Raw genomic sequence first — 25,715 nt, 5'->3', positions numbered from 1 at the left:
CCGGGCGCGTCGTCGCGCCGTTCCGGCGGGCTGGCATATAGTGCGCGCCACGCGCGGTGGTCCGCGCTTCCCGACGTCCCGCCCGTGCCCCGCATCCGGTTCCGTTCCCTGTTGACCCGCCTTTCGTTGGGCTTGCTGCTGGGCCTGTGGCTGGCCGCCGCGCAGGCCCAGCCGGAGCCGTCGCAGGACGACCCGCAGGCGCTGCTCGATGGCGCGGGAAAGGCGCTCGACGACGTTCGCGCCAAGCTGGAGAACGGTGCCAAGGAGGACGACTTCGGCGAGCTCTCCGCGCGCACGCTGGCGGCGCAGCGCGATGCGCAGGCCGCTGCCCAGGCGATCGCGCCGCAGCTCGACCAGATCAAGGCGCGGCTGACCCAGCTCGGCCCGGTACCGGAAGGCGTCAAGGAAGCCCCCGATATCGCGCGGGAGCGCAAGGACCTGGCCAGCCAGCAGAGCGCGCTGGATTCGGCCCTGAAGCGCGCCAACCTGGTCGCCACCGAGGCGCAGCAGACCCTCGACGACATCGAGCGCGCGCATGCGCAGCAGTTCGGCGAGCGCCTGTCCACGCGCGTGGCCTCGCCGTTGTCGCCGGCGTTGTGGAGCCAGCTGGCGCGGAACTTCCCGGACGACTGGGGCAAGCTGCTGCGGTTGTACGCGCAGGCGGTCCGCACCGGGCAGGACGCGGTGGCCACGCGCGGCTATGGGCTGTTGATCACCGGCCTGGCGATTGCGCTGGTGCTGGTGTTGCCGCTGCGGCTGTTCCTGCGCCACCTGGGCCGCCGCTACGCGGCCTCGCGCGCGCCCGGCGGGCGACTGCGCCGGTCCGGCCTGGCGCTGTGGTTCCTGGCCGTCGGCACGATGACGCTGGGCCTGGCCGCACTGGTGCTCGTGCAATGCCTGCATGCGATCGATGCGGTGCCGGAATCGCTGTCGGACATGGCCGACGCCTTCGTGGTGGCGAGCTTCATCGCCGCGTTCATCAGCTCGCTCAGCACCAGCCTGCTGATGCCGGAAACCCCGTCGTGGCGGCTGTTCCCGCTCGACGACGACATCGCGCGGCGGTTGCGCTGGTATTGCCATGCCACCGCGCTGCTGGCATGGGCCAGCACGCTGGCGCTGGAACTCAATCGCTCGGCCCGTACCGGCACCGCACTGACGGTGGCGATCGAAGGCGTGGCCGCGCTGCTGTACGTCGGCTTGATCCTGTCGGCGCTGTCGAGCCTGGCGCGTTCGTCGGCGGCGACGCAGGCCGGGACGGAAGGGAAGGAAGGGCCTGCGCCGGTCACCAGCCGCCGCAGCGGCGTGATCGTGCTGGTGCGCCTGCTCGGCCACCTGGTGGTGATCGCCGCGCTGGCCGCCGCGTTGTTCGGCTATCTCAACCTGGCGCTGCTGCTGGTCAGCCAGGTGATCTGGGTGGCGGTGGTGGTGGGTTTCGCCGGCCTGCTGATGGCCTTCGTGGACGACCTGGCGACATGGCTGTTCAAGCCGGACGGTCGTTTCAGCCGCGCGCTGTCGCATGCGCTGGGCGTGGGCAGCGGACGGCTGGAGCAGGCCGGCGTGCTGCTGTCGGCGGTGCTGCGGGTGGTGCTGGTGCTGGCCAGCCTGATGGCGCTGGTGGCGCCGTACGGGACCAACCTGGCGGTGTTCACCGGCTGGCTGGACGTGCTGGCGCACGGGCTGACGATCGGCGAGTTCACCTTGACCCCGGTCAAGCTCGGCCGGGCCGCGCTGGTGCTGGCGGTGGGCCTGTGGATCGTGCACATGGTGCAGCACTGGCTGGTGCACACCTACCTGCCGAAGACCGAGCTGGAAGCGGGCTCGCGCAATTCGGTGAGCACCGTGGCGCGCTATGTGGGGTGGGTGGCGGTGGGCCTGTGGACGCTCACGGCGCTGGGCGTGGGCGTGGGCCAGCTGGCCCTGGTGGTGAGCGCGCTGTCGGTGGGCATCGGCTTCGGCCTGCAGGCGATCACCCAGAACTTCATCTCGGGTTTGATCCTGCTGGCGGAACGGCCGGTGAAGATCGGCGACTGGGTGCGCATCGGCGACCAGGAGGGCGACGTGCGCAAGATCAACGTGCGCGCCACGGAGATCCAGGTCGGCGATCGCTCGACGCTGATCGTGCCGAACTCGGAGCTGATCACCAAGAGCGTGCGCAACATGACGCTGTCCAATCCGCTCGGGCGGGTGCAGCTGCAGTTCTCGGTGCCGCTGGGCGAGGACATGGAACGGGTGCGCTCGCTGCTGTTGGAGATCTATGCGGCGCACGAGCGGACGTTGAGCGAGCCGGCGCCGTCGGTGTTCATCGATTCGCTGGCCAACGGGATGGCGAACTTCAACAGTTTCGTCTACGTGGGCAGTCCGCGCGAGGCGTACGGGGTGCGCAGCCAGCTGTTCTTCGCGTTGTTGCGGCGGATGGCCGAGGAGGGGATCGCGTTGCAGTCGCCGCAGGACGTGCGGATCCATCGGGTTGACGACGGGGTGGTTGGGGAGAAGTGAGCTGGGTGGTGTGAGCGGTGCGAAGGGCTGCTGCTTGCGGGCCAGTCGTCCGCGCGGCGCCGAGCGCCATCGGGCCATGCCTGATGGCCGGGAGTCGGAGATCCAGCGTCTTTGACGTTATCTGTCCAGCCCACGCAATCTCGCTGTTCTGCGGAATCTCTCTACCATCATTCCCGCGAAGACGGGGGGCGATTTTCAACAGCTGAACGACTGATCATCCAGTAACTTCTTCGCCATCCATCCGGTTTACGCCATCTCTCTATCGTCATCCCCGCGAAGGCGGGGATCCAGGGACGTTGCTTTTGCTTTGCTTTTTTTTCAGGAAGCAATGGCTTTCGCCTTGCGGCGAGTCACTTTTCTTTGCTTGTGCACGCGCGCTGCAGGAGCAGCGCCGCACGGCGAAGCCGCCCGAAGGGCGCGGCACAGGGATGTGCCGCGTAAAGAAAAGTAACCAAAAGAAGCGCTTCACGACAGCCGAATGGCTGGTCATGGCTGATCAAGCACACCCCGCCTGCGCGCCCGCAGCTTTGCTGCGGGTCCGCGAAGCCAATGGGATTTTCGGACGCGGCATCCTGCCGCGTCCGAAAACGGCGCACTCGTCCGCTACGCGGACGAGCCCGGGGCATTCGCCGCGCAGCGAATGCCCGCCCGCCGGGGCGATGCAGTGCTTCGCCTTTTCCGGCGAGCCCCTGTGCGCCGCCCTTCGGGTTTTTCCCATCGTCTCCGCCGCTTCGGAGGGGCCGCGCCGCAGTGACATTCGTAGGCCATGGAGGTTGGCGCGCCGCCGCGCGAGGAGATGTTGCCCATCTCGTACAACAGCAACAGAGCGCCGCTACTGTCCGCTTCCGGCCGTCACGACCGCTTGCCGCCCCGCGCGGTGCGTACCAGTGCCAGGGCCACGTCGTCGGGGGTCACGGCTTCGGTGTAGTCCAGCCAGGCGCGGATTTCCAGGTCGTCGACTTCGTGGTCCACGCCCAGCGGGATGCGGATGCGGCCGTCGGCGTCGGGCTGTACCCATTGCTGGGCGAGCACCACGTTGCGTCCCGAGGCGACCGCCTCGACCCAGAACGGCCGCGAGGGCAGGCGCTTGGCGTACATGTCGAGGACGTACTGGCCCGGCAGCGTCTTGCGGCTCTCGCGGGTGAGCATGATCGGCTGGCGCACGCGCGGGGGCGGGCCTTGCAGCTTGCCGTCCAGCGGCGCGTCCACCGCGATGCCCTGGCGGAGATCGGGGTCGCGGTAGAGCCTGATGCCGCCTTCGCGGTTGACCAGCAGCGCGCACCAGTCGCCGTCGGCCGAGCCGTCCTCGAAGGCGGTGCAGCGGTCCACGTAGGCGAAGGTGTTCTTGGGGCGCGCATTGTCGAACTTGCGCGAGGTGTTCTCCAGGTACACCGACTTCAGGTTCCACTTGCGGTCGTACTCCAGCAGCACCGGGGGCCTGACCTGCTGCACGCCGACCAGCACCTGGCCGCTGTCGTCGATGCGCAGCCTGTGGGTGTCGCCGCCGGTCCACAGCGTGCGCGCGAAGGCCAGGTAGCGCGGGTAATCCTTGCCGTGTTCGCGCATCGCGGCGGCGCTGGCGCTGGGCGCGGCGTGGTCCGCCAGCAGCGAGCGTCCGAAGCCGAGCGCCTGGAAACCCGGGTCCAGCAGCTGCAGCAGGGTCGCGCCGGAATCGAGCGTGCTGCCGGCCTTGGCGGCGATCTGCCGCGGCTCGATCCCCTCGCCCAGGAACAGCAGCAGGTTCTCGCGCTTCTCGCGGGCCAGCACGTCGCTGAGATCGTTCGGCATCGCCAGGTGGTCGGAGGCGATCACGATCAGCGTGTCCTTGCCGTAGGGACTGGAGCGCACGCGCTCGACGAACTCGCCGATCAGGCGGTCGCTGCACTTGAGCGCGTCCAGCATGCCGATGCGGCCGAGGTCGCTGTCGTAGTGCTGGCCCTTGCACGCCAGCGGCAGGTGCCCGGCCGGATGGTGCGTGTCCATCGTCAGTGCGGTCAGCATGAACGGCTGGCCGGCGCGCGACAGGCGCTGGAAGCTGTCCCAGGCTTCCTCGAGCATCACGTCGTCGTGCGCGCCCCAGGCCGAGAAATGCTTTCGGGCGATGCCCTTCTGCTGGAAGTAGGCCACGTCGCGCACCACGTCGAAGCCGTGGCTGGTAAGGAACTGGCCCTTGCCGGCGAAGGCGGCGTTGGCGCCGCCGACGAATTCGTTGCGATAGCCCTGCGTGCGCAGGTAGTCGCCCAGGCACTGGGCCTCCGGGAGGAAGCGGCCCATGCGGTCCATGCTGTTCTCGTCGCCCGGCGCGGTGGTCAGGGGCACGCCGCACATCGAGGCGACCAGGCCGGCGATGGTCCAGCCGCTGCCGTCCGGGGAGGCGATGTCGCGGAAATCCAGGCCCTCGCCGGCCAGGCGCCGCAGGTTGGGCATCAGGCCCGGAAAGGTCTTCTCGTCGAAGTAGGTGCGCTCCAGGCTCTCGCCGTAGATCCAGACGATGTTCCTGCGCTGCTGCAGCGGCCGCTGCGGCACTTCGTACTCCGGCGCGATGCGGGCGTAGTCGACCGGGCGCAGTTGGTACCACAGGCGCTTGCCGTCGGCGTAGAGCGGGCTTGCGACCAGGGCCGCCACGAACGCCATGGCGAATCCCGCCGAAGCGGCCGCGCCGAAGCGTCGCCAGCGCCACCGCTTCACCTTCACCAGCGCCAACGGCAGCAGCGAGAGCAGCGCCATCGCCAGGAACACCGCGATGTAGCCGCGGAAATCGCCGACGCCCGCGCCCTCCATGTCCGAGCGCAGGTGGTAGAGCGTGGCGGCGTTGATGCCGTCGCCGCTGAGCCGGTCGATCAGGCTCCACGCGCTCAACGCCAACAGCAGCAACGACAACAGGCCCGCCTTGATCCAGGCCGGCCGCGGCGAGGCGAGCAGCAACCAGAACAGCAACAGCAGCGACAGCGCGAGAATCCACGACATGGGGCCTGCTCCCGGTGAAAAGGGTGGCAAGCCCGCAATCCCGCAACACTCGCCAGGTCCATCGGCGCCAAGCACGATTGCATGACCGCCGTATGACGGAATATGCCGCGGCGAACCTGACTGAAATGTTTGTTGGCGCGTTGACACGGACGCAACAAATCGGCTTGCCCGTGCGGGCAAGCAGGACGGACCGGCCTCAGCGGTGGCCGCGCTCCTCGCGCGCCCGTGCGCGCCGATCGAACAGCAGCGCGCTCCCCACCAGCCCGAGCCCCAGCGCCACCGCGAGCACGAACAGCACCAGCGCGAAGGCCGGATAGCCCCACAGCCTGAATCCGGTCTCGATCCGCATCATCTGGACGGACGCCAGGATCAGCGCGGCGGTGACCACGCCGGCGGCGATCCGGTTGGCGATCTTCTGCAGGTTCTCCATCAGGCGCGACTCCTCCAGTCCGGTCACGCGCATCTGCAGGCGGTTCTCGGCGAGCAGCGAGAGGATGTCGGTCACGCGGCGCGGGCCCTCGCGCAGCAACGCTTGCACCTCCATCGCCTCGCTGGCGAGGTTGGCGGCGGACAGGGACTTCTTCAGGCGCGCGCGCATGACGTGCTGCAGGTGCTTCTCGACGACCGAGCGGATGTCCAGCTCCGGCGAGAGCGCGCGGCAGACCGCTTCCAGGTTGAGCAGCGTCTTGCCGAGCAGGCTCAGCTCGGGCGGCGTGCGCAGCCCGGTCGCGGTGGCGATGCGCACCAGCTCGAGCACCACCTGGCCTTCGGTCGTGGCCGCGTGCGCGGCGTAGCGCGCGATCATCTGGCCGACCTCGCGCAGGTAGCGCTCTTCGTCGTAGTCCTCCAGCCGCGTGCTCAGCGCGATGGTCTCGTCGGCCACTTCCTCGCCGCGTCCGTCCACCGCGGCGAACAGCAGCTTGAGCAGGCGCTCGCGCAGGCGCGGCGGCACGTGCGCGACCATGCCCAGGTCGAAGATCGCCAGGCGCCCGTCGGGGGTGACGCGCAGGTTGCCCGGATGCGGATCGGCATGGATCTCGCCGTGCACGAACATCTGGTCGAGATAGCCGCGGATCAGCGCGCTGGCGAGCGGCGCCATCGGCTGCTCGGTGCGGCGCAAGCCGGAGATCGCGTCCACGCGCACGCCCTGCACGAACGCCAGCGTCAGCACGCGGCGGCTGGTGAAGTCCCAGACCGGCTGCGGGATCCACAGCTCCGGGAAGGGCAGCAGGTGCTGTCCGAAGCGCACCAGGTTCTCCGCCTCGATCTGGTAGTTGAGTTCGGCCAGCAGGGTCTTGGCGAACTCGCCCAGCCAGTCGCCGAAGTGCACGCGCCGGCCGATGCCGGTGAACCGGTCGGCGGCGCTGGCGAAGCTGCGCAGCACCTCCAGGTCCGAACGCACCTGCGCGGCGACCTCGGGTTTTTGCACCTTCACCGCGACCTCGATGCCGCTGCGCAGCACCGCGCGGTGCACCTGCGCCAGCGAAGCGCTGCCGACCGGGCGTTCGTCGAACTCGACGAAGGCGCGGCTGACCGAGACGCCGAGTTCCTCCTCGAACGTGGCGCGGATGCGCTCGACCGGCACCGGCGCGAGCTGTTCCTGCATGCGCTCCAGCGCGGTGGCGAACTCCGGCGGCACGATGTCCGGGCGCGTGGACAGCATCTGCCCGAGCTTGACGAAGGTCGGCCCCAGCGCTTCCAGGTCGCGCACGAACTGCTCCGGCGTGCCGTCGGCCGGCACTTCGTGCTCGATCCCGGGTTCGAGCTTCATGCCGGAGAACACGCCGGAGTTCCGGTAGCGCAGCAGCAGGCGCAGGATCTGCGTGCGACGGCTCATCCCGCCGACGACGGCGCCGTGCTCGGCCCCGTTGCGGGGAAGGTCGGATGGTGCGGTCAAGATCGCCTCCACGGGGTGGAAGAGACCGGAGTGTGGCCGGGCGCCGGTGGTGGCGCGGTGAACTGGCGCGGCGGGGATGCCACGGGCGCGCGCGATCGGCGAGAATCCGGGCTGGATCCCCTCGAACGGAAGCCGCGCATGGCCGGTGCCAGCCTGTTGACCCTGCTTGACGATATCGCCACGTTGCTCGACGACGTCTCGGTGATGACCAAGGTCGCCGCGAAGAAGACCGCGGGCGTGCTCGGCGACGACCTGGCGCTGAACGCGCAGCAGGTCACCGGCGTGCGGGCCGACCGCGAACTGCCGGTGGTATGGGCGGTGGCCAAGGGTTCGCTGGTCAACAAGGCGATCCTGGTGCCGGCCGCGCTGGCGATCAGCGCCTGGCTGCCGGCGGCGATCCCGTGGCTGATGATGATCGGCGGCGCCTTCCTCTGTTACGAGGGCGTGGAGAAGCTGGCGCACAAGCTGCTGCACTCCAAGGAGGAGGACGAGCGGGCGCATGCCCGCCAGCGCCAGGCGCTGGCCGACGAGAGCGTGGACCTGGTCGCGCTGGAGAAGGACAAGATCAAGGGGGCGGTGCGCACCGACTTCATCCTGTCGGCGGAGATCATCGTGCTGTCGCTGGGGGTGATGACCGCGGGCACGCCGCAGCCGTTCCTGAACCAGGTGCTGGTGCTGGTGCTGATCGCGCTGGCGATGACCGCCGGCGTCTATGGATTGGTCGGCGGGATCGTGAAGCTGGACGACCTGGGCCTGTGGCTGTCGCGCAAGGGCGGGGCAGCGGCGGCGCTGGGGCGCGGCATCCTGGCGGCGGCGCCGTGGTTGATGAAGACGTTGTCGGTGGTGGGGACGCTGGCGATGTTCCTGGTCGGCGGCGGCATCCTGGTGCACAACATTCCGGTGGTGCACCACCTGGTGGAGGCCATCGCGCCGCCGGGGGCGGTCGGGGTGCTGGTCTCGAACCTGGGCAATCTGGTGGCGGGGCTGGTCGCGGGGATGATCGTGCTGGGGATGGTGATGCTGCTGCAGAAGGTCCGGGGGCGTTCTGGGGAGCATTGAATCCGTGTCGTCGTCGTCCCCGCGAAGGCGGGGCGAAGGGCCGCTGCTTGCGAGCCACTGGCTCGCGCGGCACGGAGCGCCATCGGGCTATGCCCGATGGCCGGGATCGAAGATCCGGCGTCTTTGTCTTTCACGCTATCAGTCCGTTCTCTGCCATCTATCTACCGTCATTCCCGCGAAGGCGGGAAGCGCTGTTCAGCAGCCGAACGGCTGATCATCCAGGGACTTTGCTTTTGCTTTTGGGGCCTTTGGCAATAAAGGCCAAAGCTTTCGCCTTACGGCGAGTCACTTTTCTTTGCTTGTGCACGCGCGCCGCAGGAGCGGCGCCGCACGGCGAAGCCGGCCCGAAGGGCGCGGCACAAGGATGTGCCGCGTAAAGAAAAGTAACCAAAAGAAGCGCTTCACAACAGCCGAATGGCTGGTCATGGCTGATCAAGCACACCCCGCCTGCGCGCCCGCAGCTTTGCTGCGGGTCCGCGAAGCCAATGGGATTTTCGGACGCGGCATCCTGCCGCGGCCGAAAACGGCGCACTCGTCCGCTACGCGGACGAGCCCGGGGCATTCGCCGCGCGGCGAATGCCCGCCCGCCGGGCGAAGCAGTGCTTCGCCTTTTCCGGCGAGCCCATGTGCGCCGCCCTTCGGGTTTTTCCCATTGTCTCCGCCGCTTCGGAGGGGCCGCGCCGCAGTGATATTCGTAGGCCGTGGAGGTTGGCGCGCCGCCGCGCGAGGAAGCGTTGCCCAGCCCAACGCAGAATCGACAGCAACAGCAACGATTGCAGTCGTTGGCTCAGCCGTTCTTGATCCGGCTGGCGCGCACACCATTAGGCCCAGGCTGCGCAAACATCGCGCTCAGCGCGACTCAAACGCCCAATCTCCCTAATCCGCACTCACGACCCGATTCTTGCCAGCCCGCTTGGCCTCGTACATCGCGTGGTCCGCGCGCTTCAGGAGTTCGTCCTGGGTTTCGTGGGGGCGGCTCATGGCCACGCCGGCGCTGAAGGTGAGCATCACGCGCACGTCGTCGTGCACCAGCGAGCGCTGCAACAGGGCGCGCTGCAGCCGGCCCACCGCGGCGGCGGCCTCGAAGATGGTGGCGTCCGGCAGCAGCAGTACGAATTCCTCGCCGCCCAGGCGGGCGATCGCGTCGGTGGCGCGCAGTACGGTGCGGGCCACCTCCACCAGGTGTTTCAATGCGGCATCGCCGCCGGCGTGGCCGTGGGTCCGGTTGACGTGGCGGAAGTCGTCCACGTCCAGCAGGGCTACGCACAGCGGCTGGCCGCCTTGCCGGATGCGCGCCGCTTCGCGCCGGAACAGGTCGTCGAAGCCGCGCCGGTTGAGCGCGCCGGTCAACGGGTCCTCGCGCACCAGGACCGCGACGTCCTTCAGTTCGCGCTCCAGCGTGGCGATGCGCTGCTCGGCTTCCTCGACGCGGCGTTGCGCCAGGCGCAGGTCGTCGCGCGCGCCCAGCGCCTGCGCCTGCATCGTCGCGGTGTCCTGCAGCACTTCCTGCAGCAGGCGGTTGAGGTCGGCGATGCTGCGCGCCTGGCCGATCGCCTGCGAGTAGCCGGCGACGCGCTCGTGGTACTGCCCGGTGCTGGCCGCCATGCCGTCCAGGCGCTCGACGAAGGACACCATCATCTCGCGCATCGCCTGCTTGGAGTCGGCGATGCCCTGCTTGAGCAGCCCCTGCTTGTAGATCACCTCGCGCAGGCGGCCGCGCGCCTGTTCGATGGCGCCGTTGTCGAGCGGCCCGGCGATCAGTTCGCGCACCGCGCCGATCTGGCCCTGCAGCCAGCTGCGGTCGTCGAGCAGTTCGCCGACGTTCTCCAGCAGCAGGTCGAACAGGCCGAGCAGCATGTTCTGCTGCTCGGCGGCGTCGTCCACGCGCAGGCCGATCTGGTGGGTCAGCTCGCGCAGGCGGTGCTCCAGCGTCACCAGCTCGTGCCCGGGACGCCAGTGGCGCAGCGCCGCGGCGAGGGTGTCGGCCTCGCGCGCGAGCTGCGGCGTGCGTTGCAGCAGGATCACCATCGCGTTGCCGAGCGCATGGCGCAGCAGGTCGCGCAGCTGCTCGGCCTCGGTGCGGCCATCGGCCAGCGAGTCGGCGATGTCGATGGTGCGGATGTACTTGTCGATCAGCTGGCGCATGGCGCGGCCATAGCCGGGCCAGTCGGCGGCCGCGTAGGCGGCGAGCAGGCGCTTGCCGAGGTCGCGCAGTTCGCCGTGCAGGCTGGCCAGGCCCTCGGCGAAGGCGAGCAGCAGCGCCTCCGGGCTGTGCACGTGGCCGAACAGCCGGATCAGGTGCGCGGTGGCGGCCGCCGGGTCGGCGGGCAGGGAAGTCTTGGGCGCCAGCAGCGGCCGGTAGTCCGCCTCCGGCGGTGCATCGGCCTCGCCGTGGCGCGGATGCACCGATGGCCCGCCCGTGCTGCCCCAGGGCAACAGCCGACGCAGGCCGCGCCGTGTGCCGGGGGGAGATTCGCGTCGGTCGGACATGGCAGGCGGGGTCTGGCGGGGAAAGAACCGGGCCATGCGCCCGATATCGGGTGATCGGCCATGCGCGCGCGGACTTGAGCCCCCGCGCGGCGGGATGCTTGCAGCTGCAACGGGTGCCGCGGGCGGACCGGGGTGGTATAACGCCGGCCCCCGACGTCGGACGTCCCCCGCTGTGACGCTGTTCCCTTCCCGTGCGCTGCTTGGCGCCGTGCCGTGCTTTTGCCTGTTCGCGAGCCTGCCGCTGCAGGCGGCCGAATTCGACTTCGCCGATGGCGAAGGCAAACTGACCTGGACCGCCCGCGCCGTGGCCGGTGCCGGCATCCGCACCACCGGCGCCTCGCGCCACCTGGTCGGTAAGGGTTTCCGTTCCGATGGCGTGCCCAAGGGCGGCGACGGCAGCGACACCTCCGACGACGGCAACCTCAACTACGGTGCCGGCGACGCCTACTCGGGCCTGTTCAAGCTGAGCAGCCGCATCGAGGCGCGCTGGCGCGATCTCGGCCTGGCGGTGAGCGGCCGCGCCTGGTACGACGCGGTGCAGAAGGACGGCGACGTGCCGCAGGGCAACGTCGCCAACGGGTTCAGGCCGGACGCGCCGCTCGGCGACCGCGGCTTCTCCACGTCCAACCGGTTCTCCGGAGTCATGCTGCTGGACGCCTATGTCCATGGCGGCCGCCCGCTCGGCGCGTCGGTGCGTTGGGACGCCCGCATCGGCCGGCAGCGCATCAAGTGGGGCGAGGGGCTGTTCTTCGCCGGCATCGACCAGGCCAACCCGTTCGACTACACGACCCTGCGCCGGCCGGGCACGGATGCCGCCAGCGAGGCGCAGTTGCCGGTGGAAATGGTCTGGAACCGCTTCGCCTTCGACAACGGGTTGAGCGTGGAGGGGTTCTGGCAGTGGAAGTGGCGTGCCGCCGAACTCGACCCGTGCGGCACGTTCTGGTCGGGCACCGACATCGGCATCGACGCCGGCTGCGCCGGCCTGCAATCGAATGCCTACTACCCGATCAACGCCGGCCATGCCGAGGCCGGGCCGTGGCTCAGCGACGGTTTCATGAACGCAGCGGGCGCCTACCTGCCGCGCGGCACCGACATCCCCGGCAAGGACGGCGGCCAGTTCGGGCTGGCGCTGCGTTACGACGCGGCCGCGCTCGGCACCGAGTTCGGCGCCTACTTCATGCGCTACAACGCGCGCACGCCGATCCTCGACGCGACCACGCCCGACGCCGCGCTGGTCCAGCCCGGCCTGGCCGCGCGCCTGGTCGCCGCCGGCGTGCCGCCGGCCTATGCGCAGCTGTCCACGCGCCTGTCCACGATCACCGAATCGTGGCAATACCCGGGCGGCATCCGCCTGTTCGGGCTGTCCGCGTCCACGCACTGGCGGCAATGGAAGTTCGGTGCCGAGGCCAGCCTCGCCAACGACCTGCCGGTGCAGCTGAACACCGCCGACATGTTCCGCGCGCTGACCGTCAGCGGCGGCCCGATCGGCGCGCGCACGCTTGGCCAGCCCGGCGGCTTCCTGCTCGAGGGCTACGACCGGTTCCGCAAGGTGCAGCTGCAGTTCAACGCCACCCGCACGCTCGGCCCGCTGTGGGGGGCACGGGGCGGCATGCTGGCCGGCGAGGTCGCCTGGCAGCACGTGGACCTTCCGTCGCTGGGCGTGGCGCGCTACGGGCGCGGCTTCGCCTGGGGGTACTCGCCGCAGGGTTTCGACGGCAGCTGCGCGGCGGTGCAGAACCCGGACGGGTGCGTGAACGAGGGCTACTTCACCCGGGTGGCGTGGGGCTACCGGCTGAAGGGGCAGCTCGACTACGCGGTCGGCGGCGCCACCGTCTCGCCCAGCCTGGCCTGGGGCCACGACGTGCGAGGTTACTCGGTGGACAGTGCGCTGGTCGCGCATCGCCGCGTCGTCACGGTGGGCGTGGCGGGCAAGTCCGGGCGCTATTTCGCCAGCCTCGGTTACACCCGCTATCTCGGCGACAACGAATACGACGTGCTGGCCGACCACGACAACCTGGTCGCGGCGATGGGGGCGACGTTCTGACACAAGGCGGGTGGAGCGGGCGTCGCATTCATCGCGCCGCGCTTCACGCATTCTTTCGCGTTCTCCGGTAGATTCGCCGACAGAGGGCACGCGGTGTCCACCGGCCGGCCCTCCACCCGTTACTCGATCCAGATCGCCCGCCCGCAAGGCCGGCGATGGCGGTTGCTCCACCGTTGCACCGGCTGTTTCCGTCTTTCCCCCACACTGACGGATGTAGTGATGGTCGCCCTGTTTACGCTCGACAGTTCCGTCGCGCTGCTGCGCGACGCTCCCCCGTCGCCTCCGCCGACGGCGCGCACGCGCGATGCGCGCGGACGTTTCGTCCGCCACCACGAGGCCCTGCCGCCCCCGCAGCCCGATACCCGCAACGCCTTGTTCGTGGTGTCGGAGATGGCCGACTTCGTCAAGGCCGGCGGGCTCGGCGACGTGGCCGCCGCGCTGCCGCGCGAACTCCGGCGGCGCTACGACGTGCGCGTGCTGATCCCCGGTTACCGCGCGGTACTGGCGCGCGCCGGGCGGGTGGAGGTGGTCGGCCGGGTGGTGGCGCATGCCGGGTTGCCGGCCTGCGACATCGGGCGCATCGAGCAGGCCGACGGCCTGCCGGTCTACATCCTGCTGTGCCCGGTGCTGTTCGAGCGCGAGGGTTCGCCCTACGTCGCCAGCGACGGCCAGGAATGGGACGACAACGCGGTGCGCTTCGCCACGCTGTCGCACGCCGCCGCGCAGATCGCCGCCGGCCATGCCGGGCTCGACTGGCAACCGCACCTGCTGCACCTCAACGACTGGCCGTGCGCGCTGGCCGCGGCCTACGTGCGCTGGGCCGGCGGCACCACGCCGTGCCTGCTGACCATCCACAACCTGGCCTACCAGGGCCTGTTCCCGTACTCGCTGGCGCCGGTGCTCGGCATCCCGCCCGAGCACGTGCACGAACTCGCGTTCTACGGGCAGCTCTCGTTCCTGCGCGGCGGCATCGTGCATGCCGACCACGTCAACACGGTCAGCGTCAGCTATGCCACGCAGATCACCGGCGCGGCGCAGGGCTGCGGGCTGGACGACCTGCTCGCCGGGCGCGCCGCCAGCGGCGCGCTGTCCGGCATCGTCAACGGCATCGACGACAGCTGGGACCCGCGCACCGACGGCCACCTGCACAGCCATTTCAGCGTCAACCAGTGGCAGGGCCGCAACGAGAACGCGCGCCAAGTGCGCCAGGCGTTCGGCCTGCCGCAGGGCGACGGCCCGTTGTTCGCGGTGGTGTCGCGGCTGGTGCACCAGAAGGGGCTGGACCTGATCTGCGAGGTCGCCCCGCAGATCGTCGCGGCCGGCGGCCAGATCGTGGTCATCGGCGGCGGCGAACCGCAGATCGAGCAGCAGGTGGCGGCGCTGGCGCGCCGTTATCCGGGTCACGTCGGCGCCTACATCGGCTTCGACGAGGCGCTGGCGCGGCGGATGTTCGCCGGGGCCGACTTCCTGCTGATGCCGTCGCGCTTCGAGCCGTGCGGGCTGAGCCAGATGTACGCGCAACGCTTCGGCTGCCTGCCGATCGCGCATGCCACCGGCGGCCTGATCGACACCGTCGACGACGGCGTCACCGGCTTCCTGTTCCACGGCGCCAGCGCCGACGCGCTGCGTCGCTGCCTGCAGCGCGCGTTCCGCACCTTCCGCCTGCCCAGCCTGCTGGGCGCCATGCGGCGCGCGGCGATGTTGCGTCCCAGCGGCTGGGACGTGGCCGCGAGCAAGTACATCGCCCTGTACGAACGCACGACCGCGGTGGACGCATGAGCGAGCGCGAGCAGGGGACGGTGGGCGGCGAGGGCGAGGCGGGCATGGTGGCGATCGGGCAGGACGGCGCGGCGGCCCCGCCTGCGGCGTTGCGGGCCCTGGTGTGCGGCGAGCCCGCCGACGCGTTCGCGTTCCTGGGACCGCACGGGCAGGAGGACGGCACGCTCAAGGTGCGCGTGCTGCTGCCGGAAGCCGAGGCGGTCGGCCTGGTCGATGCGCAGGGCCGCCTGTTGGCGCGGCTGCACCCGGGCGAGTTCCCGGGCCTGTTCGAGGGCGTGCTGCGGGAGCCGGCCGGCTACCGCCTGCGGATCGTCTGGCCGGACGCCGTGGAGGAAATCGAGGACGTCTACGCCTACGGCCCGGTGATCGCCGAAGAAGACCTGCAGCGGATCGTGCAGGGCGACGGCGAAGCGCTGCGCCGCGCGCTCGGCGCCCACCACGAACGGCGCGACGGCGTGCCCGGCGTGCGCTTCGCGGTGTGGGCCCCGAATGCGCGCCGGGTCGCGCTGGTCGGCGACTTCAACGGCTGGGACGGGCGCCGCCACCCGATGCGCCTGCGCCACACCGCCGGAGTGTGGGAGCTGTTCGTGCCGCGCGTGGCCGCCGGCGCGCGCTACAAGTACGAGATCACCGCGGCCGACGGCAGCCGCCTGCCGCACAAGGCCGATCCGCTCGCGCGGCAGGCCGAGGCGCCGCCCGCGACCGCCTCGGTGGTGCCGGCCGGCGAGGCGTTCGCCTGGCGCGACGGCGACTGGCTGGACGCACGCGCGCAGGGCTTCGACCGGCGGCCGCTATCGGTGTACGAGCTGCATGCAGGCTCATGGCGCCGCGCCGCCGATGGCGGCCTGCCGGACTGGGATGCGCTGGCCGCGGAACTGGTGCCGTACGTGCGCGAGCTGGGCTTCACCCACATCGAGCTGCTGCCGGTCACCGAGCATCCGTTCGGTGGTTCGTGGGGCTACCAGCCGCTGGGCATGTACGCGCCGACCGCGCGGCACGGTTCGCCGGAGGCGTTCGCGCGGTTCGTCGACGCCTGCCACCAGGCCGGCATCGGCGTGATCCTGGATTGGGTGAGCGCGCACTTCCCCGGCGACGAGCACGGCCTGCAGCGCTTCGACGGCACCGCGCTGTACGAACATGCCGATCCGCGCGAGGGCTTCCACCGCGACTGGCACACGCTGATCTACAACTACGGCCGGCACGAAGTGGCCGCCTACCTGATCGGCAGCGCGCTGGAGTGGATCGAGCGCTACCACGTCGACGGCCTGCGCGTGGATGCGGTCGCCTCGATGCTCTACCGCGACTACAGCCGCGAGGACGGGCAATGGATCCCCAACGAGCATGGCGGCCGCGAGAACCTGCAGGCGGTGGCCTTCCTGCGCAGGCTCAACGACGAGATCGCGCGGCGCTTCCCGGGGGTGATGATGATCGCCGAGGAGTCCACCGCCTGGCCGGGCGTCACCGCGCCGACCGCGCGCGGCGGGCTGGGATTCACCCACAAGTGGAACATGGGCTGGATGCACGACACGTTGCAGTACCTGCAGCGCGACCCGGTGCACCGCTCGCACCACCACAGCGAGATGACGTTCGGCCTGGTGTACGCGTTCTCCGAACGCTTCGTATTGCCGCTCTCGCACGACGAGGTGGTGCACGGCAAGCGCGCGCTGCTGGCCAAGATGCCGGGCGACGACTGGCAGCGCTTCGCCAACCTGCGCGCCTACCTCGGCTTCATGTGGGCGCACCCGGGCAGCAAGCTGCTCTTCATGGGCGGCGAGTTCGGCCAGTGGCGCGAATGGGACCACGACGGCACGCTCGACTGGGGCGCGCTGGCGCACCCGGCGCATGCCGGGCTGCGCCGGCTGGTGGCCGACCTCAACCGCGTCTATCGCGGGCATCCCGCGCTGCACCGCGGCGACCACCTGCCGGAGGGCTTCGACTGGAGCGTCGGCGACGACCATTCCAACAGCGCCTTCGCCTTCGTCCGGCACGATCCGGACGGCGCCGCGCCGCCGCTGCTGGCGGTGAGCAACTTCACGCCGGTGCCGCGCCACGGCTACCGGGTCGGCGTGCCGCGCGCCGGGCTCTGGCGCGAGATCCTCAACACCGACAGCGGCCATTACGGAGGCAGCAACGCCGGCAACGGCGGCGGCCTGCGCACCGAGCCGGTGCCGATGCACGGCCATGCGCAATCGCTGCAACTGCAGCTGCCTCCGCTGGCGACGCTGTACCTGCAGGCGGAGAGATAGTGCCGTGCCGCGCGGAACGTCGGCATCCATCCTTCCCGCCCGGCGGGAATGACGGATCGGGGCACGGGCAAAGAATCCGCCAGGAAGCCACGCGATGAGCGAAACCGACGACCTGCACGCCCTGGCACGCGCGGCCGGCCTGCGGGTCGATTGGACCGACGTGGACGGCCGCCCGCGCCGGGTCGCGCCGCCGACGTTGCGGGCCGTGCTCGAAGCGCTCGGCCGGCCCGCACGCGATGCACGGCAATGCCGCGACAGCCTGCGCAGGCTCGGCGGTGCCGCCACGCCGCCGCCCTTGCCGACCGTGCAGGCCGGGGCCGCGCTGGAGCTCGCCTGCGGCACCCCGGCGCAATGGGTGGACGAGGACGGCAACGCCTGCGATGCGGTGCGCGATGCCGGCGGTGCCCTGCGCGCGCCCGCATGCCCCGGCTACTGGACCTTGCTGCACGGCACGCAGGCGCAGGCCGTGGCGGTGGCGCCGGCGCGCTGCTTCTCGGTGGCCGATGCCTGCGGCAGCACGCCGGCGCGCGCCTGGGGGTTGGCTTTGCAGGTCTATTCGGCGCGCAGCGAGGGCGATGGCGGGATCGGCGACGCCGGCGGGGCCGACGACTGGGTGCGCCGCGCCGCGCTCGCACGCGCGGATGCGCTGGCCTTGAGCCCGGTCCATGCGGCCCGGCCGATACGCACCGCCTACAGCCCGTATTCGCCGAGCGACCGGCGCTTCCTCGATCCGCTGCATGCCGCGCCGCGCCGCGTGCTCGGCAGGCTCGCGCAGGACGTCCTGGCGCGCGATCCCGGCCTGTCCTCGGCGTTGCGGCAGCTGCAGGACGCGGAGCTGATCGACTGGCCGCGCGCGGCGCATGCGAAGGGGCGATGGCTGCGCGCGCTGCATGCCGCCTTCGGCGAAGCCGCGCCGGTCCTGCGCGACGACCTGGCCGCGTTCCGGCGCGAAGCCGGGCCGGCGCTGGCCGATTACGCCGGTTTCGCCGCCGCCGACTTCGGCGATGGCGATCCCGGGCTGCATGCGTTCGGGCAATGGCTGGCCGCGCGCAGCTGGCAGGGCGTGCAGCGCGACGCGCGCGAGCGCGGCATGGCGATCGGGCTGATCGCCGACCTGGCGGTGGGCTTCGATCCGCATGGCGCCGAAGCCGCGGCCTGGCCGCGGGAGGTGCTGCGCGGCGTCGGCCTGGGCGCGCCTCCGGATGCGTTCAATGCCGACGGCCAGGCCTGGAACCTGGCCACCTATTCGCCCGATGCCCTGCGCGATGCCGGGTACGCGCCGTTCCTGGCGTTGCTGAGAGCGGTCATGCGCGACCGCGGCGGGATCCGCATCGACCATATCCTCGGCCTGCAGCGATTGTGGCTGGTGCCCGACGGGGCCGGTTCCGGCGACGGCGTCTACCTCGACTACCCCCTGCACGACCTGCTCAACCTGCTGGCGCTGGAATCGTGGCGGCACCGGGCGGTGGTGATCGGCGAGGACCTGGGCGTGGTGCCGCCCGGCATCCGCCAGGCGCTGTCGGCGCGCGGCGTGATGGGCATCGACGTGCTGATGTTCACCCGCGCCGCCGACGGCGCGTTCCTGCCGCCGGCGCAATGGCGCGCCGACGCGGTCGCCACCACCACCACGCACGACTTGCCGACCCTGGTCGGCTGGCGCCAGGGCGTGGACATCGCCTGGCGCGAACGGTTGGGCCTGTCGGAGCCGGACGACGCGCCGCGCAGGCGCCAGGCCGACCTGGTCGCCCTGCAACGCGCGATCGCGCTGGCCGGCCTGGATACCGGGCATCCCTGGCGCGATGCGCTGGCCTACGCCGCGCGCGGACCGGCTCCGCTGGCGTTGCTGCCGGTGGAGGACGCGCTCGCCTTGCCCGAGCAACCCAACCTGCCCGGCACCGTGGCGGGCCATCCCAACTGGCGCCGGCGCCTGCCCGATCCCGTGCCGGCGGAAACCTTGCACGCCGCGGTGCAGGCCTTCGCCGAAGCCCGGCGCCTGCCGTTGCCGGAGGAGGCGACCCGATGATCCCCTTGCGTGCCGCCGCGCGCCTGCAACTGCAGGCGTCCTTCGGTTTCGATGCCGCCGCCGCACAGGTGCCGTACTACGCCGCGCTCGGCGTCAGCCACCTGTACCTCTCGCCGATCGGGCAGGCCGTGCCCGGCTCCACGCATGGCTACGACAACACCGATCCGGGCACGGTCAATCCCGAGCTCGGCGGCGAAGCGGGCCTGGTGCGCTTGTCGCGGGCGGCGCGCGCGCATGGCATGGGCCTGTTGCTGGACATCGTGCCCAACCACATGGCCACGCACGCGACCAATCCATGGTGGTGGGACGTGCTGCGCCACGGCCGGCGTAGCCGCCACGCGCAGTGGTTCGACATCGATTGGCAGGCGCCCGGCTGCGACGGCAAGCTGCTGCTGCCGGTGCTCGACCGGCCTTTGGCCCAGGCCCTGCGCGAAGGACGGCTGCAGGCAGTGGACGCGGACGGGCAGGTGCAGCTGGCCTACGACGACCAGCGCTTCCCGCTGGAGACGGACGGGGCCGGCATGCCCGTCGACGGCGAGCGGCTGCGGCAACTCATCGAGCGGCAGCCGTACCGGTTGCTGTGGTGGCGCGCCGGGAGCGACCTGGTCAATTACCGCCGGTTCCTGGACATCGCCTCGCTGGTCGCGTTGCGGATGGAGCGGGCGGAGGTGTTCGAGGCCGTGCATGCGCTGCCGCTGCGGCTGGTGGCCGAGGGCCATGTCGATGGCGTGCGCATCGACCATATCGATGGCCTGGCCGATCCGCGCCGGTACCTGCGGCGATTGCGCGCCGCGCTGGATGCGGCCGGCCGCGGGCGGGGCCTGCCCGCCGGCAGCATCGCGCTGTACGTGGAAAAGATCCTGCCCCGCGGCGAAGACCTGCCGCAGGGCTGGCGCTGCGACGGCACCACCGGCTACGACTTCATGGACCAGGTCGGCGGCTGGTTGCATGCCGCCTCCGGCCGGGCCCCGCTCGCCGCCGCGTGGCGCCGCCTCAGCGGGCGCGACGGCGACTTCGACGCGGAAGTGCGGCAGGCGCGCGCCGAGCTGTTGCGCGGCCCGCTGCAGGCCGAGTTCATGCGCGCCGTGGCGGCGCTGTCGGCGGCGGCGCGGCACCAGCCCGACGCACGCGACTTCAGCCCGCAGATGCTGGCGCGCGGACTGGCCACGCTGTTGTGCGGAGTGCCCGGATACCGCGCCGATGGACGCGCGGGGCTGGCCGCGGACGCGCGCGAGCGGCTGCAGGCGGCCGCTCGTGCCGTCGGCGAGGGCATGCCCGAAGCGGTGCGCGCCGCCATCGCGGCGGTCCTGCCGTGGCTGCAAGGCGACGACGGCGCGCCCGCCGCGCAGGTCGCATCGCGCCGCGCCGCGCGCCTGCGCATCGAACAGCTCGCGACCGCGCTCAACGCCAAGGCGATCGAGGACACCGCGTACTACCGCCATGGCGTGCTGCTCTCGCGCAACGAGGTGGGCAGCCTGCCGGACGCGGCGAACTTCGCGTTGGACGCGGCGGGTTTCCATGCCGCCTGCCGTGCCCGCGCCAAGCGCCATCCGCGCGCGCTGCTGACCACCGCCACCCACGACCACAAGCGCGGCGAGGACGTGCGTGCGCGCCTGGCGGTGCTGTCCGCGCGACCGCGCTGGTGGATCGGGCAGGTCGAGCGCTTCGAAGCGCTGGCGGCGAGCTGCGGGCTCCAGGCGCTGCACGGCGGCGACCGCTGGATGCTGTGGCAGACGCTGGTGGCGGCCTGGCCGCCGCCCTTGCGCCCGGACGATCCGGACGCGCTGCGCGATCTGGCCGTGCGCATCGTGGCATGGCAGCGCAAGGCCTTGCGCGAGGCCAAGCTGTCCACCAGCTGGATCGATCCGTGCCCGGATTACGAACGGGCCGCGCAAGCGGGCGTGCAAGCCCTGCTGTGCGAGCCGCGCGGACAGCCGTTGCGGCGCGCTCTGTGGCGGGCGGCGCAGGCGATCGGCCCGGCCGGTGCATGCAACGGGCTGGCGCAGGCGGCGCTGCGCCTGACCGTGCCGGGCGTGCCGGATCTCTACCAGGGCTGCGAGGGATGGGACCTGTCGCTGGTCGATCCCGACAATCGCCGCGCGGTGGACTACGGCCTGCGCCAGGCCTGGCTGCACGACGAGCGTGGCTGGAGCGCGCTGCTCCACGACTGGCGTGACGGGGCGGTCAAGGCGCGCCTGGTCGCGCGGCTGCTGCGACTGCGCCATGACCATCCGGCGCTATTCTCGCAGGGCGACTACCAACCGCTGCCCACGCCGCGCATCGCCGGCGCGCAGCTGTTGGCGTTCCGGCGCCGGCAGGGCGGCCGGGACCTGGTGGTGGCGGTCGCGCGCGCCAGCGGCGCCGGCGCCGATCCCGCGTTGCCGCTGCCGGCCAGGACCTGGGGCGACGCCCGGCTGGCGTTGCCGCCGGGGCGCTATCGCCACGTGCTGGCCGGCACCGAGCTCGACGCGCGTGGCGGGCGGCTCGCCGCCCCGGCGCTGTTCGCGGGCGGGCCGGTCGCCGTGTTGCTTTCGACATGACGGGAAAACCGATGGACGCAGAACAACGGAAGCGACGCATCCAGCAGCTCGCGCGCGAAATATGGGAGGCCGAGGGCCGCCCGGACGGCCAGGAGCTGCGGCATTGGGCGATGGCCGAGCGGTTGGTGGACGCGGAGATCCGCGCGGCCGAGCAGGACGCCGCGCCGCCGCCGGGAGAGCGCTGAGATGCCGCCGCGCAAGCTGGGCCAGCGCTCGCGCATCCGCGAAGGCCGGCCGTTCCCGCTCGGTGCGACCTGGGACGGGTTGGGCGTCAACTTCGCGTTGTACTCGGTGAACGCCACCAAGGTGGAGCTGTGCCTGTTCGACGTGCGCGGCCGCGAGACCGAGCGCATCGTGCTGCCCGAGTACACCGACGAGGTCTGGCACGGCTACCTGCCGGAAGCGCGCCCGGGCCTGCGGTACGGCTATCGCGTGCACGGCCCCTACGTGCCGGATGCCGGCCATCGCTTCAACCCCAACAAGCTGCTGCTCGATCCGTACGCCAAGCAGATCGTCGGCCACCTGAAATGGGCGCCGCAGGTGTTCGGCTACACGCTCGGGCACAAGGACAAGGACCTGAGCTTCGACCGCCGCGACAGCGCGCCGTTCGTCCCGCGCAGCGTGGTGGTCGATCCTGCGTTCACCTGGGGCGCCGACCGCGCGCCGCGCACGCCGTGGAACCACACGGTGATCTACGAGGCGCACGTGCGGGGCCTGAGCATGCGCCACCCGGAGATCGGGCAGGACCAGCGCGGCACGTTCTCCGCGCTCAAGCACGAGGCGCTGGTCGGCCACCTGCGCGAGCTCGGCGTCACCGCGCTCGAACTGCTGCCGGTGCATGCCTTCGTCGACGACCAGCCGCTGCTGGAAAGAGGCCTGCGCAACTACTGGGGCTACAACACGATCGGGTTCTTCGCGCCGCAGCCGCGCTATCTCTCCACCCACACCGTCGCCGAGTTCAAGGAAATGGTCGCGCGCCTGCATGCGGCCGGGCTGGAGCTGATCCTCGACGTGGTCTACAACCATACTGCCGAGGGCAACGAACTCGGCCCGACGCTGTCGTTCCGCGGCATCGACAACGCCAGCTACTACCGCCTGGCCGACGAGCGGCGCTTCTACATCAACGACACCGGCACCGGCAACACCTTCGACCTGACCAACGCCGGCGCGCTGCGCATGGTCCTGGACTCGCTGCGCTACTGGGTGCAGGAAATGCACGTGGACGGCTTCCGCTTCGACCTGGCGACGATCCTCGGCCGAGAGCGCTACGGCTTCGATCCGTCCGGCAGCTTCCTCGACGCCGTGCGCCAGGACCCGGTCCTCAACCAGGTCAAGCTGATCGCCGAACCGTGGGACATCGGCCCGGGCGGCTACCAGGTCGGCAACTTCCCGCCCGGCTGGGCCGAGTGGAACGACAAGTTCCGCGACAACGTGCGCGCGTTCTGGCGCGGCGACCGGGGCACGCTGGCCGAGCTGGCCACGCGCCTGACCGGTTCGGCCGACCTGTTCGACCACCGCGGCCGCCGGCCGACCGCGTCGGTGAACTTCATCACCGCGCACGATGGCTTCACCCTGCACGACCTGGTCACCTACGAACAGAAGCACAACGAAGCCAACGGCGAGGACGGCCGCGACGGCCACAACCACAACCTGTCCTGCAACCACGGCGTGGAGGGCGAGACCGACGACGTCGCCATCAACGCCCTGCGCCGCCGCCAGATGCGCAACCTGCTGGCGACGTTGCTGTTCTCGCAGGGCACGCCGATGCTGCTGGCCGGCGACGAGTTCGGCCACAGCCAGGCCGGCAACAACAACGCCTATTGCCAGGACAACGAGCTGACCTGGATCGACTGGGAGGCCGCCGCGCGGCCGCCGGCCTCGGACCTGTCGGGATTCGTGCGCCGGTTGCTGGCGCTGCGGCGGCGCTATCCGCTGCTGCACCGCTCGCGCTTCTTCGACGGCGAGTACGATGAGGCGCTCGGATTGAAGGACGTCACCTGGCTGCGCCCGGATGGCGAGGAGATGCGGAACGCGGACTGGCGCAATGGCGAGCAGCGCGCGCTGATGGTGCGCCTGGACGGCCGCGCCCCGGCCAGCGGGCTGCGCCAGATCGCCGCCAACGTGACCTTGCTGATGCTGTTGAACGCGTCGGAGGAGGAACTGTCTTTCACGCTGCCGGCGATGCACGACGAGCACTGGAAGGTGCTCGTCGATACCGCGCGTCACGGAGGGCGCGCGGTGGCCGGCGGCAGCGTGTTGACGGTGGCGTCGCGCGCGCTGGTGCTGCTGGCGGTGGAGCGCGACCGCATCGCGAGCACGGCGAAGGTGGTGTCGAGCCGCAGTGGAAGCTAGGCGTTCCGCCACGGAAGCGGCTGGCTCTTCGGATCCAGGACGCAGGGGCTCCAGCAGCGTCGTTCTTGCTTGTCGATGCGATGGGTACGGTGGCACCCGGCGCGGAACGCGTACGCGTCCGTTCCGCTCAGGCGGCGGCCGCGGTGCGGATGCTCAGCATTCGCCGTTGTTCACCAGGGTCCGGCCGAGGCGGAAGCCTTCCAGTACGGCCTGTTCGGCTTGCGGCCATGGCGTGTCGTCCTCGATGCGGCGGCAATGCTCGCCATTGGGACGGCGCACGTCGACGCGCACGCGCCATGCATCCCCGGCGCGTTCGCGGTGCGCGCGCACGCGGATGTCGTGCAGCAGATAGGTCTCGATTTCGTAGCGGCTCTCGCGGGCCATCAACGTTTCCTGCTGGATCGGTGATGCCATTCTCGATGCCGTTTCCTTGAGGGCATGTGAGCGGGCGGCCGCCGAAGTCAGGCGCCAGACAGCATGGAACATGGTCCGCGCGGCGCCTTTCTGCGTCTAGAATCCGGCATTTGGAGGCGAAACGATGCTCAAGATCTGGGGACGTCACAATTCCAGCAACGTGCGCAAGGTGTTGTGGTGCGCGGAGGAAATCGGCCTGCCGTACGAATCGGTTCAGGTCGGCGGCGCATACGGCGGCACCGACGAGCCCGCTTACCGCGCGATGAATCCCAACGGCCTGGTGCCGGTGATCGAGGACCACGGCCTGCCGCTGTGGGAGTCCAACACCATCGTGCGCTATCTCTGCGCGCGCTACGCGCTCGACGTGCTGTACCCCTCCGATCCGGCCGAACGCGCGATCGGCGAGAAGTGGATGGACTGGACCACCTCGAGCTTCGCGCCGGCGTTCCGCGACCTGTTCTGGGGCGTGTTGCGCACCGCGCCGGAGCAGCGGGACGCGGCCGCGATCGCCGCGGCGCTGGAGCGTTCGGGCCAGTTGCTCGCCCGCGCCGATGCCGCGTTGTCCAGGCAGCCGTGGCTGTCGGGCGAGCGCTTCGCCATGGGCGACATCCCGTTGGGAGCATTCGCCTATGCCTGGTTCGGGATGCCGATCGAGCGTCCCGAGTTGCCGCACCTGCAGGCCTGGTACGAACGGCTCGTGCAGCGGCCGGCCTACCGGGCCGGCGTGATGACCCCGCTGACCTGAGATCGCACCGGTGGCGAAGCGGATCGTGCTGGCGGGAGCCACCGGATTGGTCGGCGGCCATGTCCTGGCGCGATTGCTGGCCGACGAGCGGGTGGCCGAGGTGATCGCGCCGACCCGCCGTGCGCTGCCGCCGCCGCTGGCGGCGAAGCTGCGCAATCCGGTGATCGACTTCGAGCGGGTACGCACGGCGGCGCGCGACTGGCAGGCGGACGCGGCGATCTGCGCGTTGGGCAGCACGATGAAGCAGGCCGGTTCGCGCGAGGCGTTCTTCCGCATCGACCACGACTATCCCCTGTGGCTGGCGCAGGCCCTGCGCGAAGCGGGCGTGCCGGTCTTCGTGCTGAACTCCGCGATGGGCGCCGATCCGGGCTCGAGGTTCTTCTACAACCGGGTGAAGGGCGAACTGGAGCGCGACCTGCGCGCGCTCGGCTTCGATTCGCTGACGTTGGTGCGGCCGGGATTGATCGGCGGCGAGCGCGAGCGGCCCAGGACGCTGGAGCGCGTGTCGGGCCTCGTGCTGGGCGCGCTGGGACCGCTGCTGCCGCGCGCATGGCGGATCAATCCCGCGCCGCGCATCGCCGCGGCCATGGTCGCGGCCGCGTTGGCCCCCAGGCCCGGCGTCGAGGTGATCGGATCGGCTGCGCTGGCCTGAGCGCGCACGCT

14 protein-coding genes and 1 pseudogene are annotated in these 25,715 nt (G+C 71.0%); 11 read left to right on the top strand and 4 right to left on the bottom strand.

The features are described from left to right. Positions 1-30: 30 nt before the first annotated feature. Positions 31-2,496: a DUF3772 domain-containing protein gene (locus M3M27_RS18435; RefSeq protein WP_434028046.1), complete on the top strand. Its 2,466-nt coding sequence runs from the start codon at positions 31-33 to the stop codon at positions 2,494-2,496. A gap of 852 nt (positions 2,497-3,348) precedes the next feature. Here M3M27_RS18435 and M3M27_RS18430 read toward each other — a convergent pair. Further along, positions 3,349-5,463, bottom strand: a complete 2,115-nt coding sequence (locus M3M27_RS18430) for a phosphoglycerol transferase I (protein ID WP_434026546.1) — start codon at positions 5,461-5,463, stop codon at positions 3,349-3,351. A 196-nt stretch (positions 5,464-5,659) separates the two neighbouring features. Continuing rightward, positions 5,660-7,300, bottom strand: a complete 1,641-nt coding sequence (locus M3M27_RS18425; RefSeq protein ID WP_140727938.1) for an ABC1 kinase family protein — start codon at positions 7,298-7,300, stop codon at positions 5,660-5,662. A gap of 198 nt (positions 7,301-7,498) precedes the next feature. Here M3M27_RS18425 and M3M27_RS18420 point away from each other — a divergent pair, with 198 nt between their 5' ends. After that, on the top strand, positions 7,499-8,419 hold the full coding sequence (locus tag M3M27_RS18420; protein ID WP_434026545.1) for a DUF808 domain-containing protein: 921 nt from the start codon (positions 7,499-7,501) through the stop codon (positions 8,417-8,419). Positions 8,420-9,295: 876 nt separating this feature from the next. Here M3M27_RS18420 and M3M27_RS18415 read toward each other — a convergent pair. Then, positions 9,296-10,747, bottom strand: a pseudogene (locus M3M27_RS18415) (diguanylate cyclase); the annotation flags it as partial. 334 nt (positions 10,748-11,081) lie between these two features. Here M3M27_RS18415 and M3M27_RS18410 point away from each other — a divergent pair. The 7 genes from M3M27_RS18410 to glgX all read left to right on the top strand — a co-directional run bounded on the left by M3M27_RS18410 (position 11,082) and on the right by glgX (position 23,893). Then, positions 11,082-12,953, top strand: a complete 1,872-nt coding sequence (locus tag M3M27_RS18410; RefSeq protein WP_434026544.1) for a DUF1302 domain-containing protein — start codon at positions 11,082-11,084, stop codon at positions 12,951-12,953. 255 nt (positions 12,954-13,208) lie between these two features. Beyond that, entirely contained in the window at positions 13,209-14,732 is a 1,524-nt protein-coding gene (gene glgA / locus M3M27_RS18405) for a glycogen synthase GlgA (RefSeq protein ID WP_434028045.1), read from the top strand. Then, positions 14,729-16,978: a 1,4-alpha-glucan branching enzyme gene (locus M3M27_RS18400; protein ID WP_434026543.1), complete on the top strand. Its 2,250-nt coding sequence runs from the start codon at positions 14,729-14,731 to the stop codon at positions 16,976-16,978. The genes glgA and M3M27_RS18400 overlap by 4 nt, the downstream gene beginning before the upstream one ends. 94 nt (positions 16,979-17,072) lie before the next feature. Next, positions 17,073-19,001 carry a 4-alpha-glucanotransferase gene (locus tag M3M27_RS18395; RefSeq protein WP_434026541.1) on the top strand — a complete coding sequence of 643 codons (1,929 nt, stop codon included), beginning with the start codon at positions 17,073-17,075 and terminating at the stop codon, positions 18,999-19,001. Then, positions 18,998-21,541, top strand: coding sequence for a malto-oligosyltrehalose synthase (treY, locus tag M3M27_RS18390; RefSeq protein ID WP_434026540.1), 2,544 nt, complete (start codon positions 18,998-19,000; stop codon positions 21,539-21,541). Before M3M27_RS18395 ends, treY begins: the two co-directional genes overlap by 4 nt. Positions 21,542-21,552: 11 nt before the next feature. Next, on the top strand, positions 21,553-21,726 hold the full coding sequence (locus M3M27_RS18385; protein WP_140727900.1) for a DUF2934 domain-containing protein: 174 nt from the start codon (positions 21,553-21,555) through the stop codon (positions 21,724-21,726). A 1-nt stretch (position 21,727) separates the two neighbouring features. After that, positions 21,728-23,893: a glycogen debranching protein GlgX gene (gene glgX / locus M3M27_RS18380; RefSeq protein WP_434026539.1), complete on the top strand. Its 2,166-nt coding sequence runs from the start codon at positions 21,728-21,730 to the stop codon at positions 23,891-23,893. A 153-nt stretch (positions 23,894-24,046) separates the two neighbouring features. Here the strand turns inward: glgX and M3M27_RS18375 are convergent, their stop codons facing one another. After that, the gene (locus tag M3M27_RS18375; RefSeq protein ID WP_140727896.1) at positions 24,047-24,307 is read right to left on the bottom strand and encodes a hypothetical protein; all 261 of its coding nucleotides are present in this window, start codon (positions 24,305-24,307) and stop codon (positions 24,047-24,049) included. A gap of 124 nt (positions 24,308-24,431) precedes the next feature. On the opposite strand from M3M27_RS18375, the gene M3M27_RS18370 reads away from it, so the two are divergent. Continuing rightward, on the top strand, positions 24,432-25,052 hold the full coding sequence (locus M3M27_RS18370) for a glutathione S-transferase family protein (RefSeq protein WP_140727894.1): 621 nt from the start codon (positions 24,432-24,434) through the stop codon (positions 25,050-25,052). A 10-nt stretch (positions 25,053-25,062) separates the two neighbouring features. Next, entirely contained in the window at positions 25,063-25,704 is a 642-nt protein-coding gene (locus tag M3M27_RS18365; RefSeq protein WP_434026538.1) for an NAD(P)H-binding protein, read from the top strand. Positions 25,705-25,715: the final 11 nt, after the last annotated feature.

It is taken from the genome of Xanthomonas boreopolis, from assembly GCF_046529185.1.
GTDB lineage: Bacteria > Pseudomonadota > Gammaproteobacteria > Xanthomonadales > Xanthomonadaceae > Pseudomonas_S > Pseudomonas_S boreopolis.
The sequence above is the reverse complement of the archived record's forward strand: the minus strand, read 5'-3'. Positions and strand labels throughout refer to the sequence as shown.